The organism is Myxococcus sp. CA033, from assembly GCF_013336625.1.
Lineage (GTDB): Bacteria > Myxococcota > Myxococcia > Myxococcales > Myxococcaceae > Myxococcus > Myxococcus llanfairpwllgwyngyllgogerychwyrndrobwllllantysiliogogogochensis.
Genome location: NZ_JABUMU010000003.1, coordinates 576,931 through 596,754, shown reverse-complemented (window position 1 = coordinate 596,754; position 19,824 = coordinate 576,931). Strand labels below are relative to the sequence as shown.

The window sequence follows — 19,824 nt, the reverse complement described above, 5'->3', positions numbered from 1 at the left end:
GCCCAGGGCGGCTTTCGCTCCTCGCAAGGGAGGACGTGCCGCGGGCTCACTCGCCCGCCTCCCCTCACGCGAGGGCGGCCGAGCAGACCCGCGGCTTCGCGCCATTGACGGGTAACGCGGAGCACTTCCTCGCCTTCACCCCGCCCTCGAAAGAGGGCTGCTTGCGTCCTCGAGGCCGCGCAATCGCCGCGCACGGACATCCGTGACGGCGTGCCCATGGAAAAAGTCTTCTCTCGCTTCCTGCTCGGAGCAACCTGCCGGGCGCGAAGTCCTTTTCCCTGCCCGCGAGGGCACTGTGTCGCCCTCCGTCCCTGCGTCACCTTTCGGCCCAGCTACCACGATGGCGAGCAACCGCAGCACGAGGGGGGAGCGGAAGATGGAACTCGGATTCGAGACGATCGGAAACGCCACACTCATCTGCCACGACAACGGACCGGTGCTGGTCACCGACCCATGGACTCATGGAGCCGCATACTTCGGGAGCTGGACGCTGTCCCACGAGATTCCCGAGGAGATGCGTGAGACCATCCAGCGCTGTCAGTACGTCTGGCTGTCCCATGGACACCCGGACCACCTGAGCGCGGAGTCCCTGGAGAAGCTGCGCGAGCAGACCATCCTGGTGCCCAACCACTTCGGCGGGCGCGTCCGCGACGACCTGCGCGAGCAGGGCTTCAACGTGCACGTGCTGGTGGACCGCGTGTGGACGCAGCTGTCCCCGCGCATCCGCGTCCTGTGCATCCCCGACATGAATCAGGACGCCGTGCTCCTGGTCGACGTGGACGGACGGCTGCTCGTCAACCTCAACGACGCGGGAGACCGGGGCTGGGGCCGCTTCGTGCGAAGCATGGTGCGCCGGTATGACGAGTCGTACCTGCTGGCCCTGTCCGGTTACGGCGACGCGGACATGATCAACTACTTCACCGAGGACGGGCAGCGCATCATCCCCTACGCCGCGGCGAAGACGCCGGTGGGGCGCACCATCGCCCGGCAGGCGGAGTTCTACGGCGCGCGCTACTTCGTGCCCTTCAGCTCCATGCACAAGTACCAGCGCGCGGACTCCATCTGGGCCTCCGAGTACACGACGACGCTGGAGGACTACAGCCGCGGCTTCGAGTCGGAGTCATGCACGCTCTTGCCCGCCTTCGTCCGCTGCGACTTCGCCAAGGACGACAAGCAGCTCATCCGCCCCAAGGAGCGCGCGCTCCTGCCGGTGGACCCGAAGGAGTTCGGCGACGACTGGGGGGAGATGTTGGAGGCGGACGAGGCCCGGACGCTGCGCGAGTACTTCGGGGCCATCGAGCACCTGGGCTCGGTGCTCGACTTCCTCCGCTTCCGCGTGGGCGGCCAGGACCACGTCATCGAGTTCCACCACCGTCGCTTCCGCCGGGGCATCACCTTCGAGGCCCCGCGCAACTCGCTGATGACGGCCGTGCGCTACCGCGTCTTCGATGACCTGCTCATCGGCAACTTCATGAAGACGACGCTGCACGGCGACTTCGGCGAGGGACGGCTGTACCCGGACTTCAGCCCCTACGTGGCCAAGTACGCGGACAACGGCAAGGCCCGCACGCGCAACGAGCTGAAGACGTACTTCTCCGAATACCGCCGCAGAGACCCGGTGGGCTTCCTGCGCGGACAGGTGGAGGCGCACTGCGTGAGGCCGCTCCAGACGCAGTCGGCGGAGCTGTTGCGCACGCTGCTGCCGTCGGACTCCACGGCGTTCCGCACCGCCAAGGAGACCTTCTGGAAGGTGCGGCGCGCGCTCCTGTGAGCCGCCGCGTCCGCTAGAGATACGGAGACAGGAGCCGGGCCAGCCCATCCCTCAACCGGATGGGCAGGGGCCGGGCATCCACCTGCTCCCGGGTGAGAGGACGCGAGCGCGACAGCCGCTCCTCCACCACCGCCTCCAGCCTCCCGGCCAGCTCCGCGTCGTAGCACTCCACGTTCAGCTCGAAGTTGAGGCGCAGCGAGCGCGGGTCCCAGTTCGCGGAGCCGATGAGCCCCCACTCGCCGTCCACCACCATCAGCTTGGTGTGGTCGAACGGGGGCTCGGTGAGGAACACCCGGCACCCCGCCGCCAGCACCTGCCAGAGCTGCGCGGTGCTGGCCCACTGCACCACGGGCAGGTTGCCCTTCCTGGGCAGCACCACGTCCACGCGCACCCCACGCAGCGCCGCCACGTTGAGCGCGGTGATGAGCGCCGCGTCCGGCAGGAAGTACGGCGTGACGATGCGCACCGACGTCCGCGCCGTGGACAGCGCCCCGAGCAACACCGTGCGCAGCTTCTCGAAGTCCTCGTCCGGCCCGTCCGGAATCCCCCGCGCCAGCACCGCGCCCGCCGGGGCCTGCTCGGGAAACCACGCGTCCCCGCTCAGCTTCTCTCGCGTGGTGAAGACCCAGTCCTCGGCGAAGGTCTCCTGCAACTGCGCCACCACCGGGCCCTCCAGGTGGAAGTGCAAGTCGCGCGCGGCGCGCTCGCCCGGCCAGAACTGCTCGCGGATGTTCATCCCTCCCGTGAAGCCCACGCGCCCATCCACCACCAGCACCTTGCGGTGGTTGCGCAGGTTCATGAAGGGCAGCCGGTAGGGCATCAACGAGGGCAGGAAGCGTGCGGCCGTCACCCCCTCGCGCTTGAGCCGGCCCAGAATCGTGGGCCACGTGTAGCGCGCGCCCACCGCGTCCACCAACACCCGCGTCTCCACCCCGCGCCGCACCGCCGCGCCCAGCCTCCCCGCGAAGTGCCGGCCCGCCACGTCGTTGTCGAAGATGTAGCTGCACAGGGAGATGGACGTGCGCGCGCCCTCAATCGCCTCCAGCATGGCCGGGTACGCGTCCGTCCGGGACTCCAGCACCGTGATGCGATTGCCGGGCAACAGCGGCCGGTGCAGCACCGCGTCCCCCAGCCGCGCCAGCGGCGCCAGGTGCGCGACCTCCGGCTTCACCCGCGACACGCCCTCCGCCACCACGGCCTCCACGCCGCGGATGGGCGGAAACAACCCGTGCTCACGCCGGGGCGACAGCGAGCGAGCGCGACGACGGATGCGGTTGATGCCCAACAACAGATAGAGCACCGCGCCCAGCACCGGCACCAGCCACACCAGCCCCACCCAGCCCACCGCCGCGCGCACGTCCCGCTTGCGCAGCACCACGTGCGTGCTGGCCAGCACGCTCACCAGCACCGTCAGCACCGCCGCCACATGCGGCCACGCCGCTTCCAGCCAGGTGAGCACCGCGGACATGTCGAACGGGAGAGGGGACACGGACCGCTCCGGCTATACACGGGACGCCCGCCACGGCGCAGCGCGGTGCGGACTCCCCTCGCGGGGCGCGCTGCGTTGGGCCCGCTTGACGCAGCCTGACGGCGGGTGCATCCTCGCTGACCCTTTCCGCTCCCGATGCGAGTGCGAGGCGACCTGTCCAGGTTTGATACGACCCCAGGGCAGCTGACTGATTCGCGGACAGCACTGTCCGATTCCTGAACAGTCCCCGTCGCGAGCGGAAAACCCAATCCAGACAGCAGGTTCCACGGCTGCGTGTCAGGTCCGTTTACGTTCGGGTTTCACGACCTGGAGTGCGGATACTCCAGATTAAACCTTGAGAGCAGCTTTTGCCACTATGGGCCGTTCTTGGCCCGACAGTTGCTCAAGGCCGGGTCGCGTCGGGCCGCGGCTGGTGGAGGAACCAGGCGGACGGCGCATCCCCCGCAGTTGCTCGTTCCGAGGAAATACCGATGCTCAAGTTCCGCTCCATGGCGTTGCTGGCTGGTGTCGCTCTTCTGGGTACCGCGTGTGGTGGCCCCGAGGCCTCCGAGACGCAGGCGCCGAAGATGACGTGGGAGGAGTTCCGCGCGAGTGCCGTGCAGGATCCGGAAGGCAAGTGGATCTTCGACATGGACCAGTCCGTGGACAACGAGGAGGAGCTGCGCGCCTACTTCGACAACAACGTCACCCCGGACCAGGGCAAGAGCCACGAGGGTCTGGCCGTGTACAACGTCGGTGGTGGCGCGGCGAATGACCGCAAGTGGAACGCCACGCAGAAGGGCAACCTGACCTACTGCATCAGCAACACCTTCGGCACGACCAACAAGGCGAAGCTGGTCACCGCGATGAACAGCGCGACGGCGGCCTGGGAGGCCACCGCCAGCGTGAACTTCATCCACAGCACCAGCTACGACGCCAGCTGCACGGCGTCGCAGGCGGGCGTGCTGTTCGACGTGCGTCCGGTGAACTCCGGTGGCCAGTACCTGGCGCGCGCGTTCTTCCCCGGCTCGGCTCGCTCGGGCCGCAACGTCCTCGTCGACAACACGGCCTTCGGCAGCATCGCGCCGTGGACGCTGGCGGGCATCCTGCGCCACGAGCTGGGCCACGTGCTCGGCTTCCGTCACGAGCACACCCGCCAGTCCACTCCCTGCTTCGAGGACAACAACTGGCGCGCGCTGACGGCGTATGACCGTTCGTCGGTCATGCACTACCCCCAGTGCAACGGCACGCAGACGGGCGACCTCATCTTGACCAGCCTGGACAAGACGGGCGCTCGCGCGCTGTACCCGTGATTTGACTTCGACTCACCCGGCCAAGGCTCCCCTCGTCACGTGAGTGGCGGTGGGGGCCGAGGCCCCAGGCCGGAAGGTTCCTTCTCCCGCGGAGGGGGGTGCCTTCCGGCCTTTCTGTGTGGTGTGTAGGACGGGGCTCAGTCCATGTTTCGCGCGCCGGCCGTGAGGGCCTCGCCGAAGTAGATGAGCGTCTTGGTGTTGTCCTCGCTGCTCTCGATGTCGAGGCACTCCAGCTCGCCGCTCTCGCTCTCGTCCGCGTAGATGCGTTCTGGCTTCTGGATGCGGTGGGTGATTTCGCCGCCCGGGCCGCCCACGATGATTTCGACGACGCCCTTGTCGCTGCCCTTCTCCTCGAGGCTGATTTCCACGAGCGGAAGCCCCTCGGCGAGCGGCTGGTCCCCCAGCTCCATGCCCTCCACCTCGATGCGAACCGGGTGCTCCTTCTCCATGGTGGAGAGCAGGGCCAGATAGTCCGCCCAGCCCTCCCGGGGAATCTCTCGCGTGTGGTCCGTGTGCGCCATGTGTGTGGCCCTCCGGTGTTGGCGTTCCCGGTAGACCGTAAGGCGCGTGCGGGCTGGATGAGAGACAGGCCCGCCTTCCTGCTCGCCACACGAGCCGCCGTCGGGCTCCCGGTGGCCCGCTGGCCCCAAGCGCGCTACTCGGTGAGGGAGCGCACCGCGTCGCCTTCCAGCACCAGTCGCACGGTGGAGGCGGTGCCCTGTCGGCCGAAGTGCTCGTAGGCGGTCTGCTCCAGCAGCGGGCCCAGCGTGGTGCGCAGGCCGCGCGCGCCCGTCTCGCGCTTGAGCGCGCGCGCCACGATGTGCTCGCGCACGGAGGGCTCCACCAGCAGGCGCAGGCCCTCCTGCTCGAACTCGCGCTCGTAGGAGCGCAGCACGTGGTTCTGGAGGATGTCTCCCAGCGTGGCCGCGTCCAGCGGCGTGAAGGAGACCAGCCGGTTGAAGCGGCCGATGAGCTCCGGGATGAAGCCATAGCGCGCGAAGGCCGTCGTCTGCTCCAGTTGCTCCTGGGTGACGGCCACGGCGATGGACTCCTCGCGCGCATGTTGGGGCTCACGGCCGAAGCCCAGGTGTTCGGTGCGCGTCATGCCCTCCGCCGTGGCGCGCAGCCCGCTGAAGGCGCCGCAGGCGATGAACGTGAGACAGGACAGCTCCAGGGTGTCCGGCTGGAGCCGGCTGGTGAAGCCGAAGTCCGGGGGGAAGTCCGCGCTGGCGGCGGACAGCAGATGCAGGAGGCTGCGCTGCACACCGAAGCCGCTGACGTCCTTGGTCGTCTGCTGTCCCGCGAAGCGACTGTCGGAGCGACTGGTGGCGAGCTTGTCGAACTCGTCCATGCAGATGACGCCGCACGCGGCCCAGTCCGAGTCCTTGTCCGCGACTTCATACAGGCGCGACAGGAGCGTGTTGACGTCGTCGCCCACATAGCCCGTCTCGGAGAACTGGGTGGCGTCCGCCAGCACCGTGGGCACGGCGAGGATTTCGCGGAACAACAGCTCCACGAGGAACGTCTTGCCGGAGCCGGTGGGCCCCAGGAACATGCAGTTCTCCCGCATGCCCGGCTCGGGCGCGAGCCCCTCCAGGTGCAGCCTGCGGATGCGGCGCAGGTGGCGGTAGGCCAGCACGGAGGCCGCGCGCCGCGCCTCCTCCTGCCCCCGGTAGCCCAGGTCCGTGAGTCGCGCGTCGATTTCGCGGGGGGACAGGACCTCGATGGCCGCGACCCGCTCGCGGACATCGTCACCGCGAGGGACGGGCCGTGACTCCAGGCCATGGCGGGCGACAGTCATTCCAGACGGCTCCAAGGGAGGGTGGACCGGAAGGCTTCCGGGCCGGGCCGCATCATCCTGGCGGCCCGCGGTGTCCACAAGCAGGCCGACGACCTCGTGTCTCACGCGCTCGCGACACCGGCCCGTGGAGCGACTCACGGAGGGCCCCCTCGCGGGACGGGCGAGCGGGCACGGACGACTGCGCGCGCCGGGACAGGCTGCATAGCGTCCGGGGATGAGCCTTTCGACGCCAGTCACCACCCCCCTCGCGCTCGTGACGGAGCGCCGCAAGCTGCGCGAGTGGCGCTTGCTGTTCACCCGCCTCCCCACCCCCACCCGGGACTCGCTGCCGGGCCGCTACCGGGCGGAGCTGTTGGGGCCCGCCTGGTTCCAGGGCTTCGCGCACCGGCTGCTCGGCGTCCTGGGGATGCGCGGCTGGTGGGGCAAGGACATCGCCCCCGGGGGACGCGAGGGGGCCAATCTGGTGAACCGCGTGGGCGGCGTGTGGCGGGCCGTGCCGCTGGTGCTGCGCGAGGGGACGTCGCGGGTGGACGGGCGCACCTCGCTCCAGGTGGAGTACACGCCGGAGGTGGGGTGGCAGTGGCGTCCCTTCGTGGACGAGCTGCGCTGGCTGGAGGGACGCACGCTGCTGGCGATGACCCATCTGGAGTTGCCGGTGCTGCGCCGCCTCACGTTCCCCTTCCTGTTGCACCGCGAGCCCTCGCCCGCTTGAGCGGGCGGCCGACGTGAGGGGCCCCTCATCGCGTGAACGCCCACCCGTGAACATCTCTCATGGGAGAGTGGGCCTCGTCCGCGCACAAGTGCTCCCCTGATGCGTGCGGGCACATTACAGGAACACGAACATGGGTGCTCTGGCGGAGAAGGCGGACGCGAAGCAGGCGAAGGTTCCCTCGCTGGGTGCGTGGGTGGAAGCGGGCCCGAAGGTGCGGTGGCGGGTCTGGGCTCCCGGACACCAACGCGTGGAGGTGGTGCTGCACGACGCGCGCGGCGAGCCGGGGCGCGTGCTGCCGATGACTCCGGAGCGCGACGGCTACTTCGTCGCGGTGCTGGAGGGGCAGGGCGCGGGCGTGCTCTACAAGCTGCGCGTGGACGGCGCGGGTCCGTTCCCGGACCCGTGGTCCCGCTCGCAGCCAATGGGCGTGCACGGCCCTTCGGAAGTCGTGGTGCCGGACTTCGCGTGGACGGACTCGGGCTGGAAGGGCGTGGAGCCCCAGGCGCTCGTCCTCTACGAGGTGCACGTGGGCACCGCCACGCCCGAGGGGACCTTCGAGGCGCTCATCCCCAAGCTGCCCGGTCTCAAGGAGCTGGGCATCACCGCGCTGGAGCTGCTGCCGGTGGCCAGCTTCCCCGGTACGCGCAACTGGGGCTACGACGGCGTGGACCTCTTCGCGCCCTCGCACGTGTACGGCGGGCCGAGGGGACTGCGCGCGCTGGTGGACGCCGCGCACGCGCAGGGCCTGGGCGTGGTGCTGGACGCCGTCTACAACCACTTCGGTCCGGACGGGAACTACCTGCGCGCGTACTCGCCGCACTACTTCACCGGACGCCACCACACGCCGTGGGGCGACGCGGTGAACTACGACGGCAAGGACAGCCGGCCCGTGCGGGAGATGGTGCTCTCCAACGTGGAGATGTGGATTCGCGACTACCACCTGGACGGCCTGCGGCTGGACGCGGCGCACGCCATCCTCGATGAGACACAGCCCCACCTGCTCACCGAAATCGCCGAGCGCGCCCGGGCCAGCGCGCCGGGGCGGCGAGTCGTCCTCATCGCCGAGGACGAGCGCAACGAGCGCCGCCTCATGCTGCCCGCTTCCGACGGAGGCCACGGGCTGGACGGCGTCTGGGCGGATGACTTCCATCACCAGATGCGGCGCGCCTTCGCGGGTGACAGCGAGAGCTACTTCCAGGACTACACGGGCAGCGCGGAGGACCTGGCGCGCACGCTGCGCCAGGGGTGGTTCTACGAGGGCCAGGTGTCGAAGAACCAGGGACATGCGCGGGGCACGCGCGCGGAGGGCCTGGAGCCGTGGCGCTTCGTGCACTGCCTCCAGAATCATGACCAGGTGGGCAACCGCGCGCTGGGCGAGCGCCTGGGCCACGACGTGTCCCCCGCGGCCTTCCGCGCGATGAGCACGCTGCTGCTGTCGTCGCCCTACACGCCGCTGCTCTTCATGGGGCAGGAGTGGAACGCGAGCACGCCGTTCCTCTACTTCACGGACCACCACGAGGAGCTGGGTCGGCTCGTCACCGAAGGGCGGCGCAAGGAGTTCGCGGCCTTCGCTCGCTTCGCGGGTGAGCAGGTGCCGGACCCGCAGGCCGAGGACACCTTCGCGCGCTCCCGGCTCGACTGGAGCGAGGCCCAGAAGCCGGAGCACGCGGGCATCCGTGTGCTCTACCGCGAGCTGCTCCGCCTGCGCGCGATGGACTCCGTGATGCGGGAGGCCCGGCGGGGCGCATATGACGCGCGGGCCGTGGGGCCTCGGGCGCTGGTGCTGGAGCGGCGAGGGGGCGGGCAGGTGCTCCAGGTGCTGCTCGGCCTGGGCGGGACGGTGGAGCACCGCGTCCCTCCCGACGCCGAAGTGGTGTTGTGGAGCGAGGAGCCGCGCTTTGGCGGCGACACGCGGACGCCGCCGCTTCAGGACGGAGTCGTGCGCCTGGAAGGGCCGTCCGCCGTCGTGTTGCGCTTCAAGAGCCAGCAGTAGCTGCCCTGGCGTGCGGACGACCGCGGGCCCGCCCGAGGGCGTCGATGATGGGAATGACCTGTCGACCCCTCGGGTATTGGCGCCCGCAGGTTCCGAACGTTGAGTCATCAACACCGTGGGCGACGTGCCGCGAGGAGACCCTGAGCTCCCAGGCGCGAGTCGACGGAGGAAAGCCAACGCGCCGCGGGGGGAACGCGGCGTGCCGGGGCGGCGCTGTCCGTCCGGTGGGTCGTGGCCCTCGGTGGCCTCACTCGAGGTAGCAACTTGAATCCACACCACAGGACCTCATCCCGGCTGGGATTTCGCTGGCGCATGCCGTGCCGTGCGCTCGCGCTGACGGCCTTCGCGCTCTCCACGCCCGTGCTGGCCGCCGGTGGCTTCGTCGCCGTCACCGCCAGTGGGCATGACGGCAACGTGCCCGCCAACGCCATCGACGGAAACACCGCCACGCGCTGGTCCAGCGATGGCGTGGGACAGTGGCTTCGTGGCGACCTGGGCGCCGCGAAGTCGGTGAGCGCGGTGGACATCGCCTGGTTCCGAGGCAACGAGCGCGTCAGCCACTACGTCATCTCCACCTCCACGGATGGCGCTGCCTGGACGCAGGTGTCCTCGGGCAGTTCGTCTGGAAAGAGCACGGCGTTCGAGCGCGTCTCCTTCTCGCCGGTGAACGCGCGCTACGTGCGCATCACCGTCAATGGCAGCACGATGAACACCTGGGCGAGCATCTCCGAGCTTTCGGCCATCACCACCGACACCGGGACGCCGCAGCCCACGGGCAAGGACAAGTTCGGTGTGACGATGCTCTACCCCTCGAAGAGCGGGGGCGAGGCGTGGGCGCTGGCGGACAACGCGACGTCCGATGCGCGCTTCAATCCGCAGAAGACCATCACCCGTAACTCGGACGGCTCCTGGAAGATGAAGAACAGCGCGGTGCGGCTGCTCGTCTACACCTCCACGGGCTACGACGACCGGAAGATTCCCACGTATGACCGGGACGTGCTGGCGAGCCGGGGCTACATGCAGGCGGCCAATGACTGGCGCAACGTGGAGATGACGGGCTTCGTGAAGCTCAACGCCACGTCGGATGCGAAGGACAACTTCGACTGGTACGCGCGCGGCGGCAAGCACAACGACGACCACTCCGGCTGCGAGGGCAGCAGCTACAAGGCGGGCCTGCACTATGACGGCCGCGCCCGTTGGCAGAAGGAGACGTGGCATGTCTCCTACGAGCAGGCCTCCTACAAGACGGCGACGTCGGCGCTGAAGGGCCGCTGGGTGGGCTTCAAGGCGGTGATGCGCAACACCACCGTGAGCGGCAAGGAGGCGGTGCGGCTGGAGATGTATGTCAACGAGAACGCCGACAAGGTGACGTGGAAGAAGGTCTACGACATGGTCGACTCGGGCAGTTGGGGCGGTGATGCGCAGCACTGCGGCGGCGCCACCGGGGCCATGCCGATTACGTGGGGAGGTCCCATCGCCACGTTCCGCTGGGACAACGCCACCGACGTGGATTTCAAGTGGTTGACGGTCCGCGAAATCCAGCCGTGACGCCCAGGCGCTGACGCGGTGCTTCCAGGAGGGCGCGAGGCGCGGTGACTCCTCGCGCCCTTGGTTCGTGGGCGGGCTTTTCGACAGGCGCACAGATGGAGGCCATCAGGCCAGGCGCGGGCGGGGCCGGTGGGGCGAGGCGCTACCGGCTTCACCTGGGGTTTGTCGGTGTCGACAGGGGCGGCGTCCCGTGCTCAGCATCGCGGCCATGAATGTCCAGACCGCCACCGAGTCCTCCGACCGCATCTGGGAGAAGGAAATCCTCCCGGCGCTCGAGCGCTACATCCGCATCCCCAACAAGTCGCCTGCCTTCGACCCGGACTGGGTGAAGGCCGGGCACATGGAAGCCGCCGTGCAGCTCGTCGCGGAGTGGTGCCGCGCGCAGGCGCCGCACCTGCCCGGCCTCACGCTGGAGGTCATCCGCCTCAAGGACGAGCAGGGGAAGGACCGCACGCCGGTCATCTACATGGAAGTGCCCGGCACGCGCGGCGACGACACCGTGCTGATGTACGGCCACCTGGACAAGCAGCCGGAGATGACGGGCTGGCGTGAGGGCCTGACGCCGTGGGCCCCCGTGCGCGAGGGCGACAAGCTCTACGGCCGTGGTGGCGCGGATGACGGTTACTCCGCCTTCGCGTCGCTGACGGCGCTGCGCCTCTTGCGTGAGCAGGGCGTGCCGCACGCGCGCTGCGTGGTGCTCATCGAGGCGTGTGAGGAGAGCGGCAGCTACGACTTGCCGGCGTACATCGAGGCGCTGGCGCCGCGCATCGGCAAGCCGTCGTTGGTGGTGTGTCTGGATTCAGGCTGCGCGAACTACGACCAGCTCTGGATGACGACGTCGCTGCGCGGAATGGTGGCGGGCAACCTGCGCGTGGACGTGCTCACGGAGGGCGTGCACTCCGGAGACGCGAGCGGAATCGTGGCCTCGTCCTTCCGCGTGCTGCGCCAGGTGCTGTCGAGGGTGGAGGAGGAGGGCACGGGCCGTGTGACGGTGCAGGGCCTGCACGTGGAGATTCCGAAGGAGCGGCGCGAGCAGGCGAGCGCGGCGGCGAAGGTGCTGGGCGAGGAGGTCTTCGGCAAGTTCCCGTGGATGCCGGGCATGCGGCCCATGTCGGACGACGGTGGGGAGCTGGTGCTCAACCGCACGTGGCGCCCGGCGCTGTCGGTGACGGGCGTGGACGGCATGCCTCCGCTGCAGAGCGCGGGCAACGTGTTGCGGCCCTTCACCACGGTGAAGCTGTCCATGCGCATCCCTCCGAGGCTGGAGCCGAAGTCGGCGCAGAAGGCGCTCAAGGACGCGCTGGAGAAGGATCCGCCGTACGGCGCGAAGGTGAGCTTCGAGGGTGACAAGGCCAGCGTTGGCTGGGATGCGCCGCCGCTCGCGAGCTGGCTGTCGCGCGCGGTGGAGTCCGCGTCCGGCACGTACTTCGGCCGGCCGGCCATGGCGATGGGCGAGGGTGGCACCATCCCTTTCATGGGCATGCTGGGTGAGCGCTTCCCTGAGGCGCAATTCCTTATCACCGGTCTGTTGGGCCCGGGCAGCAACGCGCACGGCCCCAACGAGTTCCTGCATGTCCCCACCGGCAAGAAGCTGACGTGCTGCGTGGCCAGCGTCATCGCGGACCACTTCAAGCGCTGACGTGGACCCAGGTGGCCCGAGGTACGCCTCGGGTCGCCTGTCAGTGTCGTCTGGTATTGCCGGGTGTGCCCGCCTCGCCGCGGGCCTCTCGCCAGGGCCTACCATGACGCTTCGTTGGGTGGTGTCGCTGCTCCTGTTGATGGCTGTCACTGGATGCGCGACGGGCCGAGTTGTGCGGTTGGAGACCGGGGAGGACTCCTTCCTCGTCACTCCTCGCGAGGAGCCTGACGCGGAAGTGAGTGCGGCGGTACTCGAAGACGACGAATTCGAGGAGGCCCTCACCGAGCTGGCACGGGATGTTCCTCCCTCTCGTAATCCCATGCAGGTCGCGCGGGAGCGCTTCGGCGTTCCGTCCCGGAGTGGGGTGTATGGGTATGAGCGTGGTTCCTCGCGACTCATCCCTGAGCGTAGAGAGGACGCGGACGGGCCTCGTCTGTTGGAGGACTACGCGGATGAAGCGCTGACTCGCGCGTATGGCCAGTGGTGCAAGCGGAAGGACCGACCCGGGGACTGCTTGCGCCTGCTGGACGAGGGCCCCCTGCTGGCCAGCGATGGCAAGTACACGTGGGCCCTGGCCATCGCCATGGACTCGGTGTGGGAGGAGACCTCCGAAGCACTGGAGGGCATGACGGACCCCCAGGCAGTCGTGGCTGGCATCGCCGCCTCCGCGACGATGTACCTGCTCTTGTGGTCGCTGCCCGAGCCGGTGAGTAAAGGCGTGGCGGCCACCTTGACGGCCTGCCTCATCGCCTACCTGGGCGTGGACACGGTGTGGAGCATGCTGGACGGATGGCTGACGCTGGTGCGCCAGGTGGATACGGCGACGAGTTTCGAGCAACTCCATGCGGCGGGTGAGGCGTACGGCGAGGTGCTCGGGGAGAACGCGGCGCGCGTCTTCGTCATGCTGGCCACGGTGGCCATTGGGAGCACAGCGGGGCTGGCGGCGAAGTCAGTGGGACTGCCGGGCTCTGCCCAGGCGGCCCTGGCCGTGGAGTCCCAGGCGGGATTTCAGTACGCGGTCGTGGGCAGCGTGAGTTCGGTCGCCTTGACGGCGGAGGGGTTCACCATCGCGCTCGCTCCGAACGCCGTAGCCATGGCGAGCCGGAGAGGGCGTAGCGAAAATCATCACATCGCCACGAACAAGAACGATGTCTCCGCCGCGCGCGGCGGGCCCTGGACGCCGAGATTCAGGAAGCTCTTCGCAAGAGCCGGGATGCAGTTGAAGGACCCCGAGAATGTTGTTGAAGTCGTGGGTCACAAGGGGCCACATCAGCAGCGGTATCACGAGTACGTCTATCGACGACTGAGGTCGGCCTTGGGAGAGTGCAGCAAGGTGGAAGAGTGCCGGAAGGCCCTCACGAGTGAGCTACGCAAGCTCGCAAGTGAAGCGCAGACCCCAGGTACCAAAATCCACGGCTTTTTGACTCGGGACCCGTGAGGACTCTAGGAAGTCCACCATGCCGAATCCGTCGCGATACTACATGCTCAGAGAAGACGTGCGGGGTGGGTATTGGTACCTGGGAGACCCGCTCGATGAGACGGGCACCGAGGTTGAAGACATCTGGCAGTTCGCCCGGGGGCGGCCCATCCAGCATGCGGGTCGCCTGAAGTTTCCCATCAGTGAGCCTGGAAAGTGGTTGGATTTCTGTACGGCGGGAGTTGGCATGGCTCCAATTGTCCATGTCCGAGTGGCCAACCTCTTCGCGGAGCTGGCGCCCGATGATGTGCAATTGATTCCCGTCGATGTCGAAGGACGCCCGGAACAGCATGTCATGCTCGTCGCCACGAAGCTGATCCGCTGCATCGATGACGAAGCCTCGGAAGAGATACTGTATTGGAAGCCCGAGGACGAGCGGCCGGACAAGCTGGGCCAGTACCGCAGCGTCTACGGGATGCGGATCGACCGCACGAAGCTGGGCGGCGCGAAGGTCTTCCGCACCTGGGGGTGGGAGATTGCCCTCATCGTCTCCGAGGACCTCAAGGTGGCCCTGGAACGCGCCAAGGTCACAGGGGCGAAGTTCGAGGAGGTCTGAGCGGCGGGTCGGGCCTCACCGGAAGTGTCACATTCAGACGACACACGCGCCCCACGGGGCACCCTCTCCGCGCTTCGGCCGACAGTCGCCAGGGCCCCCAGGGAGGTGCGTCACACCGGCTCTGTTTCATAACCCGCGCTTGGGCTGAACCTCTCGCCACGCGGGTTGCTAGACATTGCGGCGAAATCCTATGTCACGCACCCCACCCGGACGGTGGTCAGGCGATTCGCTCGCGTAGCTCCTCGACAGGTAGTCCCTCTCCCGGCTCCGACCGTGTGCCCCCCGCACGTGGACACGTCCCCATTCACCCCCAACGGAGCCAGACAATGAATGTCATCAAGACACCCCCGGTCACCACCAAGGAAGGCCAGCTGCTAGGCAAGGTGGAAGGGAAGGTTTCCGTCTTCAAGGGCATCCCCTACGCGAAGCCGCCCGTGGGCGACCTCCGCTGGCGCGAGCCCCAGCGCATCCCCGCGTGGTCCGGCACCCGCGAGGCGCTCGACTTCGGTCCCTCCGCGCTCCAGTCGCGCGAGGCCTGCATCGCGGGCGGCGGCGGTGACCCCGGGAAGATGGCCGAGGACTGCCTCTACCTCAACGTCTGGACACCCAAGACGGACCCGGGCGCGAAGCTGCCCGTGCTGTTCTGGATTCACGGCGGCGCCTTCATCATCGGCACGGGCCGCGTGCCCCCCTATGACGGCACTCAGATTGCCGCCCGCGACGTGGTGCTCGTCACCTTCAACTACCGCCTGGGACACCTGGGCTTCTTCATGCATCCGGAGCTGGAGAAGGAGAACCCGGGCGGCCCGGCCAACTTCGGCATCCTGGACCAGATGCTCGCGCTGGAGTGGGTGAGGAACAACATCGCCCAGTTCGGAGGAGACCCCAGCAACATCACCATCATGGGCCAGTCCGCCGGCGCCAAGAGCGTGCTGGCGTTCTTCACCTCGCCGCTCATCCGGGAGAAGAACCCCTTCCGCCGTGGCGTGGCCATGAGCTCCTACGTGCTCCAGGAGAAGTCCGTGGCCGACGCGAAGCTCGCGGGCGTGGCCTTCGCCCACCATCAGGGCGTCCCCTGGCAGCAGGCCACCATGGAGAAGCTGCGCAAGCTGGACCCGGAGAAGTTCTGGGCGCTCCCCTCGGACAGCGGCAACGCGCCCAGCCCCATCTACGGGGACTCGGTGCTCCCCCAGACGATTCGCGCCAGCTTCGAGGCGGGCTCGCAGCTCAAGTTGCCGCTCATCCTCGGCAGCACGAGCGATGACTCGAGCGTGGTGTCCTCGTTCGGCATCGACCCGGCCACCATCATCGAGAAGCTGGGTCCCCTGGGCGAGATGATTCGCCAGCTCTACCCCGACGTGAATGACGACCGGGAGATTGGCCGGCGGATGTGCCGCGACTTCGTCTTCTCCGTCACGCCGCGCCACCTGGCGTCCTTCCACTCCCACCATGGGGCCCACGCCTGGCGCTACTACTTCGAGTACCGCGCGAAGATGCTCGCGCCCCGGCAGCCCCTGGGCGTGCCCCACGGCGGGGATGTCTCCTACTTCCTGGAGACGGCCGACCACGTCCCGCCGACAGGAGACCTCTTCGGGGACGAGGACCGGAAGTTCACCAGCAACCTGGTGGACTCCCTGGTCCAGTTCCTGCGCACCGGCACGCCAGGGCCCGTGGGCGGCGTCGCCTGGAACGAGCACACGGCGGAGAGCGACAAGCTCTTGAGGTTGGATACCACCGTCAGGATGGTGGACAACTTCGAGGGGCCCATCCTGGACGTGGCCCAGATGGTCATGCCGCTCATCGACTCCTTCGCCAAGCCGCCTCCGCCCGCGCTGCCGAAGGCGTCTTCGACTTCGTCGACGTCGTCGACGGCCGCGAAGGGCAAGTCGCGTCCGCAGGCCACCCCATAAGAGGGCCCGCGGACCCGGGCCGCCGCCTCAGCGGCCCGTCTTGATGCCCAGGTTCCCACCCTGCTGGGAATTCCCGGGGCGCTTGGTGCTCGTGGTGCCAGGGGACTTGCCACCCTGGCGCCGCAGCTCCAGCCGCAGCTCGTCGTCGGCGGCGGAGACCTCGCGCGTCACCGGCTCGTAGCCGTTGAGCGCCAGCGTCACCGCCACCATGGGCGCGCCCTGCTCCAGCTCCAGCTTCATGGGTGTCACGCCGCGCTCCTCGCCGGCGATGCTCACCGTGGCGCCGGGCGGCTCGGTGATGACGGGCAGCTCCACCATCTTCACCGGCTCCGGCGTGGGCTTGGGTGGAGTCGGGGGCAGCTCGCGCTCCACGTGCACCTGCTGCGTCTGCGTCGGCGGTTTCTCCGGCAGCGTCGCCGCTCCCGCCGGTCCGCGCAGGAAGATGACGGCCGCGGCCGCCACCAGCAACCCCGCGCCCGCCGCGACGACGGGCACCCACGGAATGCGACGCACCTCCGCGCTGGGCGCGCGCTCCATGGGCGCGGTGCCGCGCGTGCGGTCCTGCACCACGGGGCCTCCGACGGCGGCCGCCAGCTGCTGCCGCGAGCGCGTCCCCGGCGTGACGTTGCGAGGCTGCTGCCGCGACGCGGACGTGCGCCCTCCCGGGCCCCCCACGCCGCTGAGCGACGAGTTGGAGCGCGAGTCCAGGTCCGCGTCCTCCGCGAGCTGGTCCAGCTTCGCCGGGTCCGTCTCCGTGGAGATGCGGTCCGCGTACAGCTCCCGCAGGTACGCCGACAGGTGCGCGCTGCTGGAGGGCAGCCGCAGGTTGAGCGTGTAGTCCTCCAGCGCCAGCCGGAAGGCGCCGCAGTCCGGGTAGCGCTCGTCCGGCGTGGGCGCCAGCGCCTTGAGCACCACTTCGTCCAGGCCCGGCGGCAACTTGGGGTTGAGCTGCGAGGGGCGCGGAACCTGGCAGTCCTTCACCAGCCGCAGCGTCATCAAGTCCGAGTCACCCTTGAAGAGCCGCTTGCCCGTCAGCATCTCCCACATGACGACGCCCAGCGCGAACAAGTCACTGCGCGCGTCGATGGCCAGGCCGCTCGCCTGCTCGGGGGACATGTAGGGGTATTTGCCCTTGAGGACGCCCGTCGCCGTGTTGGCGCTGCTGGTGGCAGCCTTGGCCACACCGAAGTCGATGACCTTCACGCCTCCGTCGAAGCCGACCAGGATGTTCTGCGGTGACACGTCGCGGTGTACCAGCCGCATGGGCCGGCCCTGGACGTCCCGCGCCTGGTGCGCGTAGTGGAGACCCGCCGCGGCATCCGCGATGACGCGCAGAATCAATCCCACCGACATCGGCTTGTTCTGCGCCCGGGAGAACTTCTCCAGACGACGCACATCGTCACCCTGGACGTACTCCATGGCCAGGCAGTGCCGACCCTCAATCTGGGACAGGTCGAGGATGGTGATGAGGTTGGGGTGGGTGAGGCGGGCTACCAGCCCGGCCTCATCCAGGAACATGGAGAGGAACTCATCATCCTCCGCGAGGTGCGGGAGGATGAGTTTGAGGACCACCAGCCGCTCGAAGCCCGTTCCGTGCTCACGGGCCAGAAACACCTGTCCCATGCCTCCCGAGGCAATCTTCCGCAGCAACTCGTACTTACCGAATGGCACCGCCATGATGTGCTCGGGAGAATATCTCCCTTTCTCACCGTGCGGGAAATGACCGGTCGGCTGTCACCCCACATTGACACGGGACAGTGAAGGTCTGGGTGGGACTCACGCCTTCATCCTGTAACCCGAGCGGAGCACGAAGTACACGACGACGGTGGCCACCACGGCGACGCCGGCGAGGATGCCGCCGCCGAACAGGGGCGAGTACATGCTGCGGCCGAGCATCCCGTAGCGCAGCCCCTCCACCATGTAGACCATGGGGTTGAAGAGGCTGATGGTGTTCCAGGGCGCGGGCAGCTCGCGCACGGAATAGAAGACGCCGCCGAGGAACGTGAGCGGCAGCATGACGAAGGTGGGGAAGAAGTTGATCTGCTCGAACTTCTCCGCCCACACGGCGGCGAGCATGCCCAGCACGCTGAAGACGTAGGAGGCGATGAGCAGGAAGTACACGGCCACCCACGCGTGCTCCAGGCTGAAGCCGGTGAAGGCGCCCGCCACGGCCCACGTCAGGCCGCCGACGACGAGGCCGCGCACCATGGCGCCGCCGATGAAGCCCGCCATCAGCTCCCCGGGCCCCAGGGGCGCCACCAGCAGGTCCACCACCGTGCCCTGAATCTTGGTGATGAACAGGGACGAGGAGCTGTTGAGGAATGCGTTGTTGGCGATGCCCAGGAAGACGAGGCCCGGCACGATGAAGTGCAGGTAGGGCGAGCCCTCCACCTCGTGGACGCGGCCGGAGATGCTGTAGCCGAAGACGATGAAGTACAGCGTGGTGCTGATGAGCGGTGAGAGGACGGTCTGCCCCGGCACTCGCATGAAGCGCCGGACCTCCTTCACGAACAGCGTCTGCATCCCGAGGACGTTCATGGTGGTGTCTTTGCGTGGCGCACGCCGCCTTCGCGCGCCCGTGACGGGCCTCGCGGTGGGGCGGGGGCGCGGAAGAAGGGAAGGGGGTCAGGCGGCCTGGGGCGAGGGACGTCCCCGGAGGACCTCCAGCAGCACGTCCTCCAGGCGGGAGCGACGCGTCTCCACGTCGGCGATGGGCAGCCCTTCCGCGTACAGCACGCGCAGCAGGTCTCCGGCGGGGGCCACGCCCTCGCGCTCCACGTAGGTGAGCGAGCGGCCGTCCTCGGACAGGCGCGGCGTGAAGCGGCGCGTGGCCTCCGACAGCGTGGTCTGCGGCTCCTGGAAGGTGACGACCACGCGCTTCTCGCCGAAGCGGCGCAAGAGCGTGGCCTTGTTCTCCACCATCAGCAGGCGGCCCTCGTTGATGATGCCCACCCGGTCCGCCAGCTCCTCGGCCTCTTCCAGGTAGTGGGTGGTGAGAAGGATGGTGGTGCCCTCCGAGGCGAGCTTGCGCACGTACGTCCAGAGGTCGCGGCGCAGCTCCACGTCCACACCCGCGGTGGGCTCGTCCAGGAAGACGAGCTTGGGCTTGTGCACCAGCGCCTTGGCGATGAGCAGCCGGCGCTTCATGCCGCCGGAGAGCGCGCGCGTGAGCGAGTCCTTCTTGGTGTGCAGGTTGAGGGCGGTGAGCACCTCGTCCACCCGGGCCTCGTCCTGGCGCTGCCCGTAGAAGCCCAGTTGGATGCGCAAGGACTCCGCGACGGTGAAGAACGGGTCGAAGTTGATCTCCTGCGGCACCAGGCCCAACTGGTAGCGGGGGCCCACCGGGTCCTGGTCCAAATCCTTCCCGAAGACGCGGATGGTGCCGGCCGTCTTGCGGACCAGGCCGCACACACTGCCAATCATCGTCGTCTTGCCCGCGCCGTTGGGCCCCAGCAACGCGAAGATTTCTCCGGGCTGGATGGTGAGGTCCATCTGCTGCAACGCGGTGAAGTCACCGTAGCGCTTGGTGAGCCCCGTGAGCTCGAGGGCGGGAGTGGGCGTCGACATGGCGCGCTTCTCCTAACACCTCGGACCTTCGCCGTCAGAACTCCCTGCCCCGCCGTGAGACGCGTCCGC

General features: G+C 68.5%; 15 protein-coding genes. 9 read left to right on the top strand and 6 right to left on the bottom strand.

All coding sequences use genetic code 11. From position 1 onward, the window contains the following. Window positions 1-376: 376 nt before the first annotated feature. Window positions 377-1,771 (top strand): MBL fold metallo-hydrolase, encoded by a 1,395-nt coding sequence (locus HUA78_RS12700; protein ID WP_174456935.1) that lies wholly within the window; start codon window positions 377-379, stop codon window positions 1,769-1,771. Window positions 1,772-1,784: 13 nt separating this feature from the next. Here HUA78_RS12700 and cls read toward each other — a convergent pair whose 3' ends face one another. After that, the gene (gene cls, locus HUA78_RS12695; protein WP_174476395.1) at window positions 1,785-3,239 is read right to left on the bottom strand and encodes a cardiolipin synthase; all 1,455 of its coding nucleotides are present in this window, start codon (window positions 3,237-3,239) and stop codon (window positions 1,785-1,787) included. Window positions 3,240-3,730: 491 nt separating this feature from the next. On the opposite strand from cls, the gene HUA78_RS12690 reads away from it, so the two are divergent. Beyond that, window positions 3,731-4,552: a matrixin family metalloprotease gene (locus HUA78_RS12690; RefSeq protein ID WP_174460042.1), complete on the top strand. Its 822-nt coding sequence runs from the start codon at window positions 3,731-3,733 to the stop codon at window positions 4,550-4,552. A gap of 137 nt (window positions 4,553-4,689) precedes the next feature. Here the strand turns inward: HUA78_RS12690 and HUA78_RS12685 are convergent, their stop codons facing one another. Together HUA78_RS12685 and HUA78_RS12680 are read right to left on the bottom strand one after the other, a co-directional pair. After that, window positions 4,690-5,073 (bottom strand): DUF5335 family protein, encoded by a 384-nt coding sequence (locus HUA78_RS12685; RefSeq protein WP_141648847.1) that lies wholly within the window; start codon window positions 5,071-5,073, stop codon window positions 4,690-4,692. 134 nt (window positions 5,074-5,207) lie between these two features. Further along, a complete protein-coding gene (locus HUA78_RS12680; RefSeq protein ID WP_174476367.1) occupies window positions 5,208-6,353 on the bottom strand; it encodes an AAA family ATPase in 1,146 nt (381 codons plus the stop codon). A gap of 214 nt (window positions 6,354-6,567) precedes the next feature. Here HUA78_RS12680 and HUA78_RS12675 point away from each other — a divergent pair, with 214 nt between their 5' ends. The 7 genes from HUA78_RS12675 (at window position 6,568) to HUA78_RS12645 (ending at window position 16,188) form a co-directional block, all read left to right on the top strand. Then, complete coding sequence (locus HUA78_RS12675; RefSeq protein ID WP_174456933.1) at window positions 6,568-7,065, top strand: hypothetical protein; 498 nt, start codon at window positions 6,568-6,570, stop codon at window positions 7,063-7,065. 130 nt (window positions 7,066-7,195) lie between these two features. Beyond that, window positions 7,196-9,058 carry a malto-oligosyltrehalose trehalohydrolase gene (gene treZ, locus HUA78_RS12670; protein WP_174476366.1) on the top strand — a complete coding sequence of 621 codons (1,863 nt, stop codon included), beginning with the start codon at window positions 7,196-7,198 and terminating at the stop codon, window positions 9,056-9,058. Between the two features lie 312 nt (window positions 9,059-9,370). Next, window positions 9,371-10,606, top strand: coding sequence for a discoidin domain-containing protein (locus HUA78_RS12665; RefSeq protein WP_174456931.1), 1,236 nt, complete (start codon window positions 9,371-9,373; stop codon window positions 10,604-10,606). Window positions 10,607-10,814: 208 nt separating this feature from the next. Next, window positions 10,815-12,245 (top strand): M20 family metallopeptidase, encoded by a 1,431-nt coding sequence (locus HUA78_RS12660; protein WP_141648488.1) that lies wholly within the window; start codon window positions 10,815-10,817, stop codon window positions 12,243-12,245. Window positions 12,246-12,348: 103 nt separating this feature from the next. Then, window positions 12,349-13,683 carry an AHH domain-containing protein gene (locus tag HUA78_RS12655; protein WP_174476365.1) on the top strand — a complete coding sequence of 445 codons (1,335 nt, stop codon included), beginning with the start codon at window positions 12,349-12,351 and terminating at the stop codon, window positions 13,681-13,683. 19 nt (window positions 13,684-13,702) lie between these two features. Further along, complete coding sequence (locus HUA78_RS12650; protein WP_174476364.1) at window positions 13,703-14,278, top strand: imm11 family protein; 576 nt, start codon at window positions 13,703-13,705, stop codon at window positions 14,276-14,278. A gap of 326 nt (window positions 14,279-14,604) precedes the next feature. After that, window positions 14,605-16,188, top strand: a complete 1,584-nt coding sequence (locus HUA78_RS12645) for a carboxylesterase/lipase family protein (protein WP_174476363.1) — start codon at window positions 14,605-14,607, stop codon at window positions 16,186-16,188. 27 nt (window positions 16,189-16,215) lie between these two features. Here the strand turns inward: HUA78_RS12645 and HUA78_RS12640 are convergent, their stop codons facing one another. The 3 genes from HUA78_RS12640 to HUA78_RS12630 all read right to left on the bottom strand — a co-directional run bounded on the left by HUA78_RS12640 (window position 16,216) and on the right by HUA78_RS12630 (window position 19,755). After that, complete coding sequence (locus tag HUA78_RS12640; RefSeq protein WP_174456927.1) at window positions 16,216-17,865, bottom strand: serine/threonine-protein kinase; 1,650 nt, start codon at window positions 17,863-17,865, stop codon at window positions 16,216-16,218. 99 nt (window positions 17,866-17,964) lie between these two features. Further along, a complete protein-coding gene (locus HUA78_RS12635; protein WP_141648493.1) occupies window positions 17,965-18,726 on the bottom strand; it encodes an ABC transporter permease in 762 nt (253 codons plus the stop codon). A gap of 87 nt (window positions 18,727-18,813) precedes the next feature. Then, window positions 18,814-19,755: an ABC transporter ATP-binding protein gene (locus tag HUA78_RS12630; RefSeq protein WP_141649503.1), complete on the bottom strand. Its 942-nt coding sequence runs from the start codon at window positions 19,753-19,755 to the stop codon at window positions 18,814-18,816. Window positions 19,756-19,824 lie beyond the last annotated feature (69 nt).

Excerpts from the sequence above, each read along its gene's own strand:
- HUA78_RS12655 (WP_174476365.1), top strand. The coding sequence starts at position 12,349 with ATGACGCTTCGTTGGGTGGTGTCGCTGCTCCTGTTGATGGCTGTCACT.
- HUA78_RS12640 (WP_174456927.1), bottom strand. The coding sequence starts at position 17,865 with ATGGCGGTGCCATTCGGTAAGTACGAGTTGCTGCGGAAGATTGCCTCG.
- HUA78_RS12660 (WP_141648488.1), top strand. The coding sequence starts at position 10,815 with ATGAATGTCCAGACCGCCACCGAGTCCTCCGACCGCATCTGGGAGAAG.
- HUA78_RS12700 (WP_174456935.1), top strand. The coding sequence starts at position 377 with ATGGAACTCGGATTCGAGACGATCGGAAACGCCACACTCATCTGCCAC.
- HUA78_RS12675 (WP_174456933.1), top strand. The coding sequence starts at position 6,568 with ATGAGCCTTTCGACGCCAGTCACCACCCCCCTCGCGCTCGTGACGGAG.
- HUA78_RS12650 (WP_174476364.1), top strand. The coding sequence starts at position 13,703 with ATGCCGAATCCGTCGCGATACTACATGCTCAGAGAAGACGTGCGGGGT.
- HUA78_RS12680 (WP_174476367.1), bottom strand. The coding sequence starts at position 6,353 with ATGACTGTCGCCCGCCATGGCCTGGAGTCACGGCCCGTCCCTCGCGGT.
- HUA78_RS12635 (WP_141648493.1), bottom strand. The coding sequence starts at position 18,726 with ATGAACGTCCTCGGGATGCAGACGCTGTTCGTGAAGGAGGTCCGGCGC.
- cls (WP_174476395.1), bottom strand. The coding sequence starts at position 3,239 with ATGTCCGCGGTGCTCACCTGGCTGGAAGCGGCGTGGCCGCATGTGGCG.
- HUA78_RS12630 (WP_141649503.1), bottom strand. The coding sequence starts at position 19,755 with ATGTCGACGCCCACTCCCGCCCTCGAGCTCACGGGGCTCACCAAGCGC.
- HUA78_RS12645 (WP_174476363.1), top strand. The coding sequence starts at position 14,605 with ATGAATGTCATCAAGACACCCCCGGTCACCACCAAGGAAGGCCAGCTG.
- HUA78_RS12690 (WP_174460042.1), top strand. The coding sequence starts at position 3,731 with ATGCTCAAGTTCCGCTCCATGGCGTTGCTGGCTGGTGTCGCTCTTCTG.
- HUA78_RS12665 (WP_174456931.1), top strand. The coding sequence starts at position 9,371 with ATGCCGTGCCGTGCGCTCGCGCTGACGGCCTTCGCGCTCTCCACGCCC.
- treZ (WP_174476366.1), top strand. The coding sequence starts at position 7,196 with ATGGGTGCTCTGGCGGAGAAGGCGGACGCGAAGCAGGCGAAGGTTCCC.
- HUA78_RS12685 (WP_141648847.1), bottom strand. The coding sequence starts at position 5,073 with ATGGCGCACACGGACCACACGCGAGAGATTCCCCGGGAGGGCTGGGCG.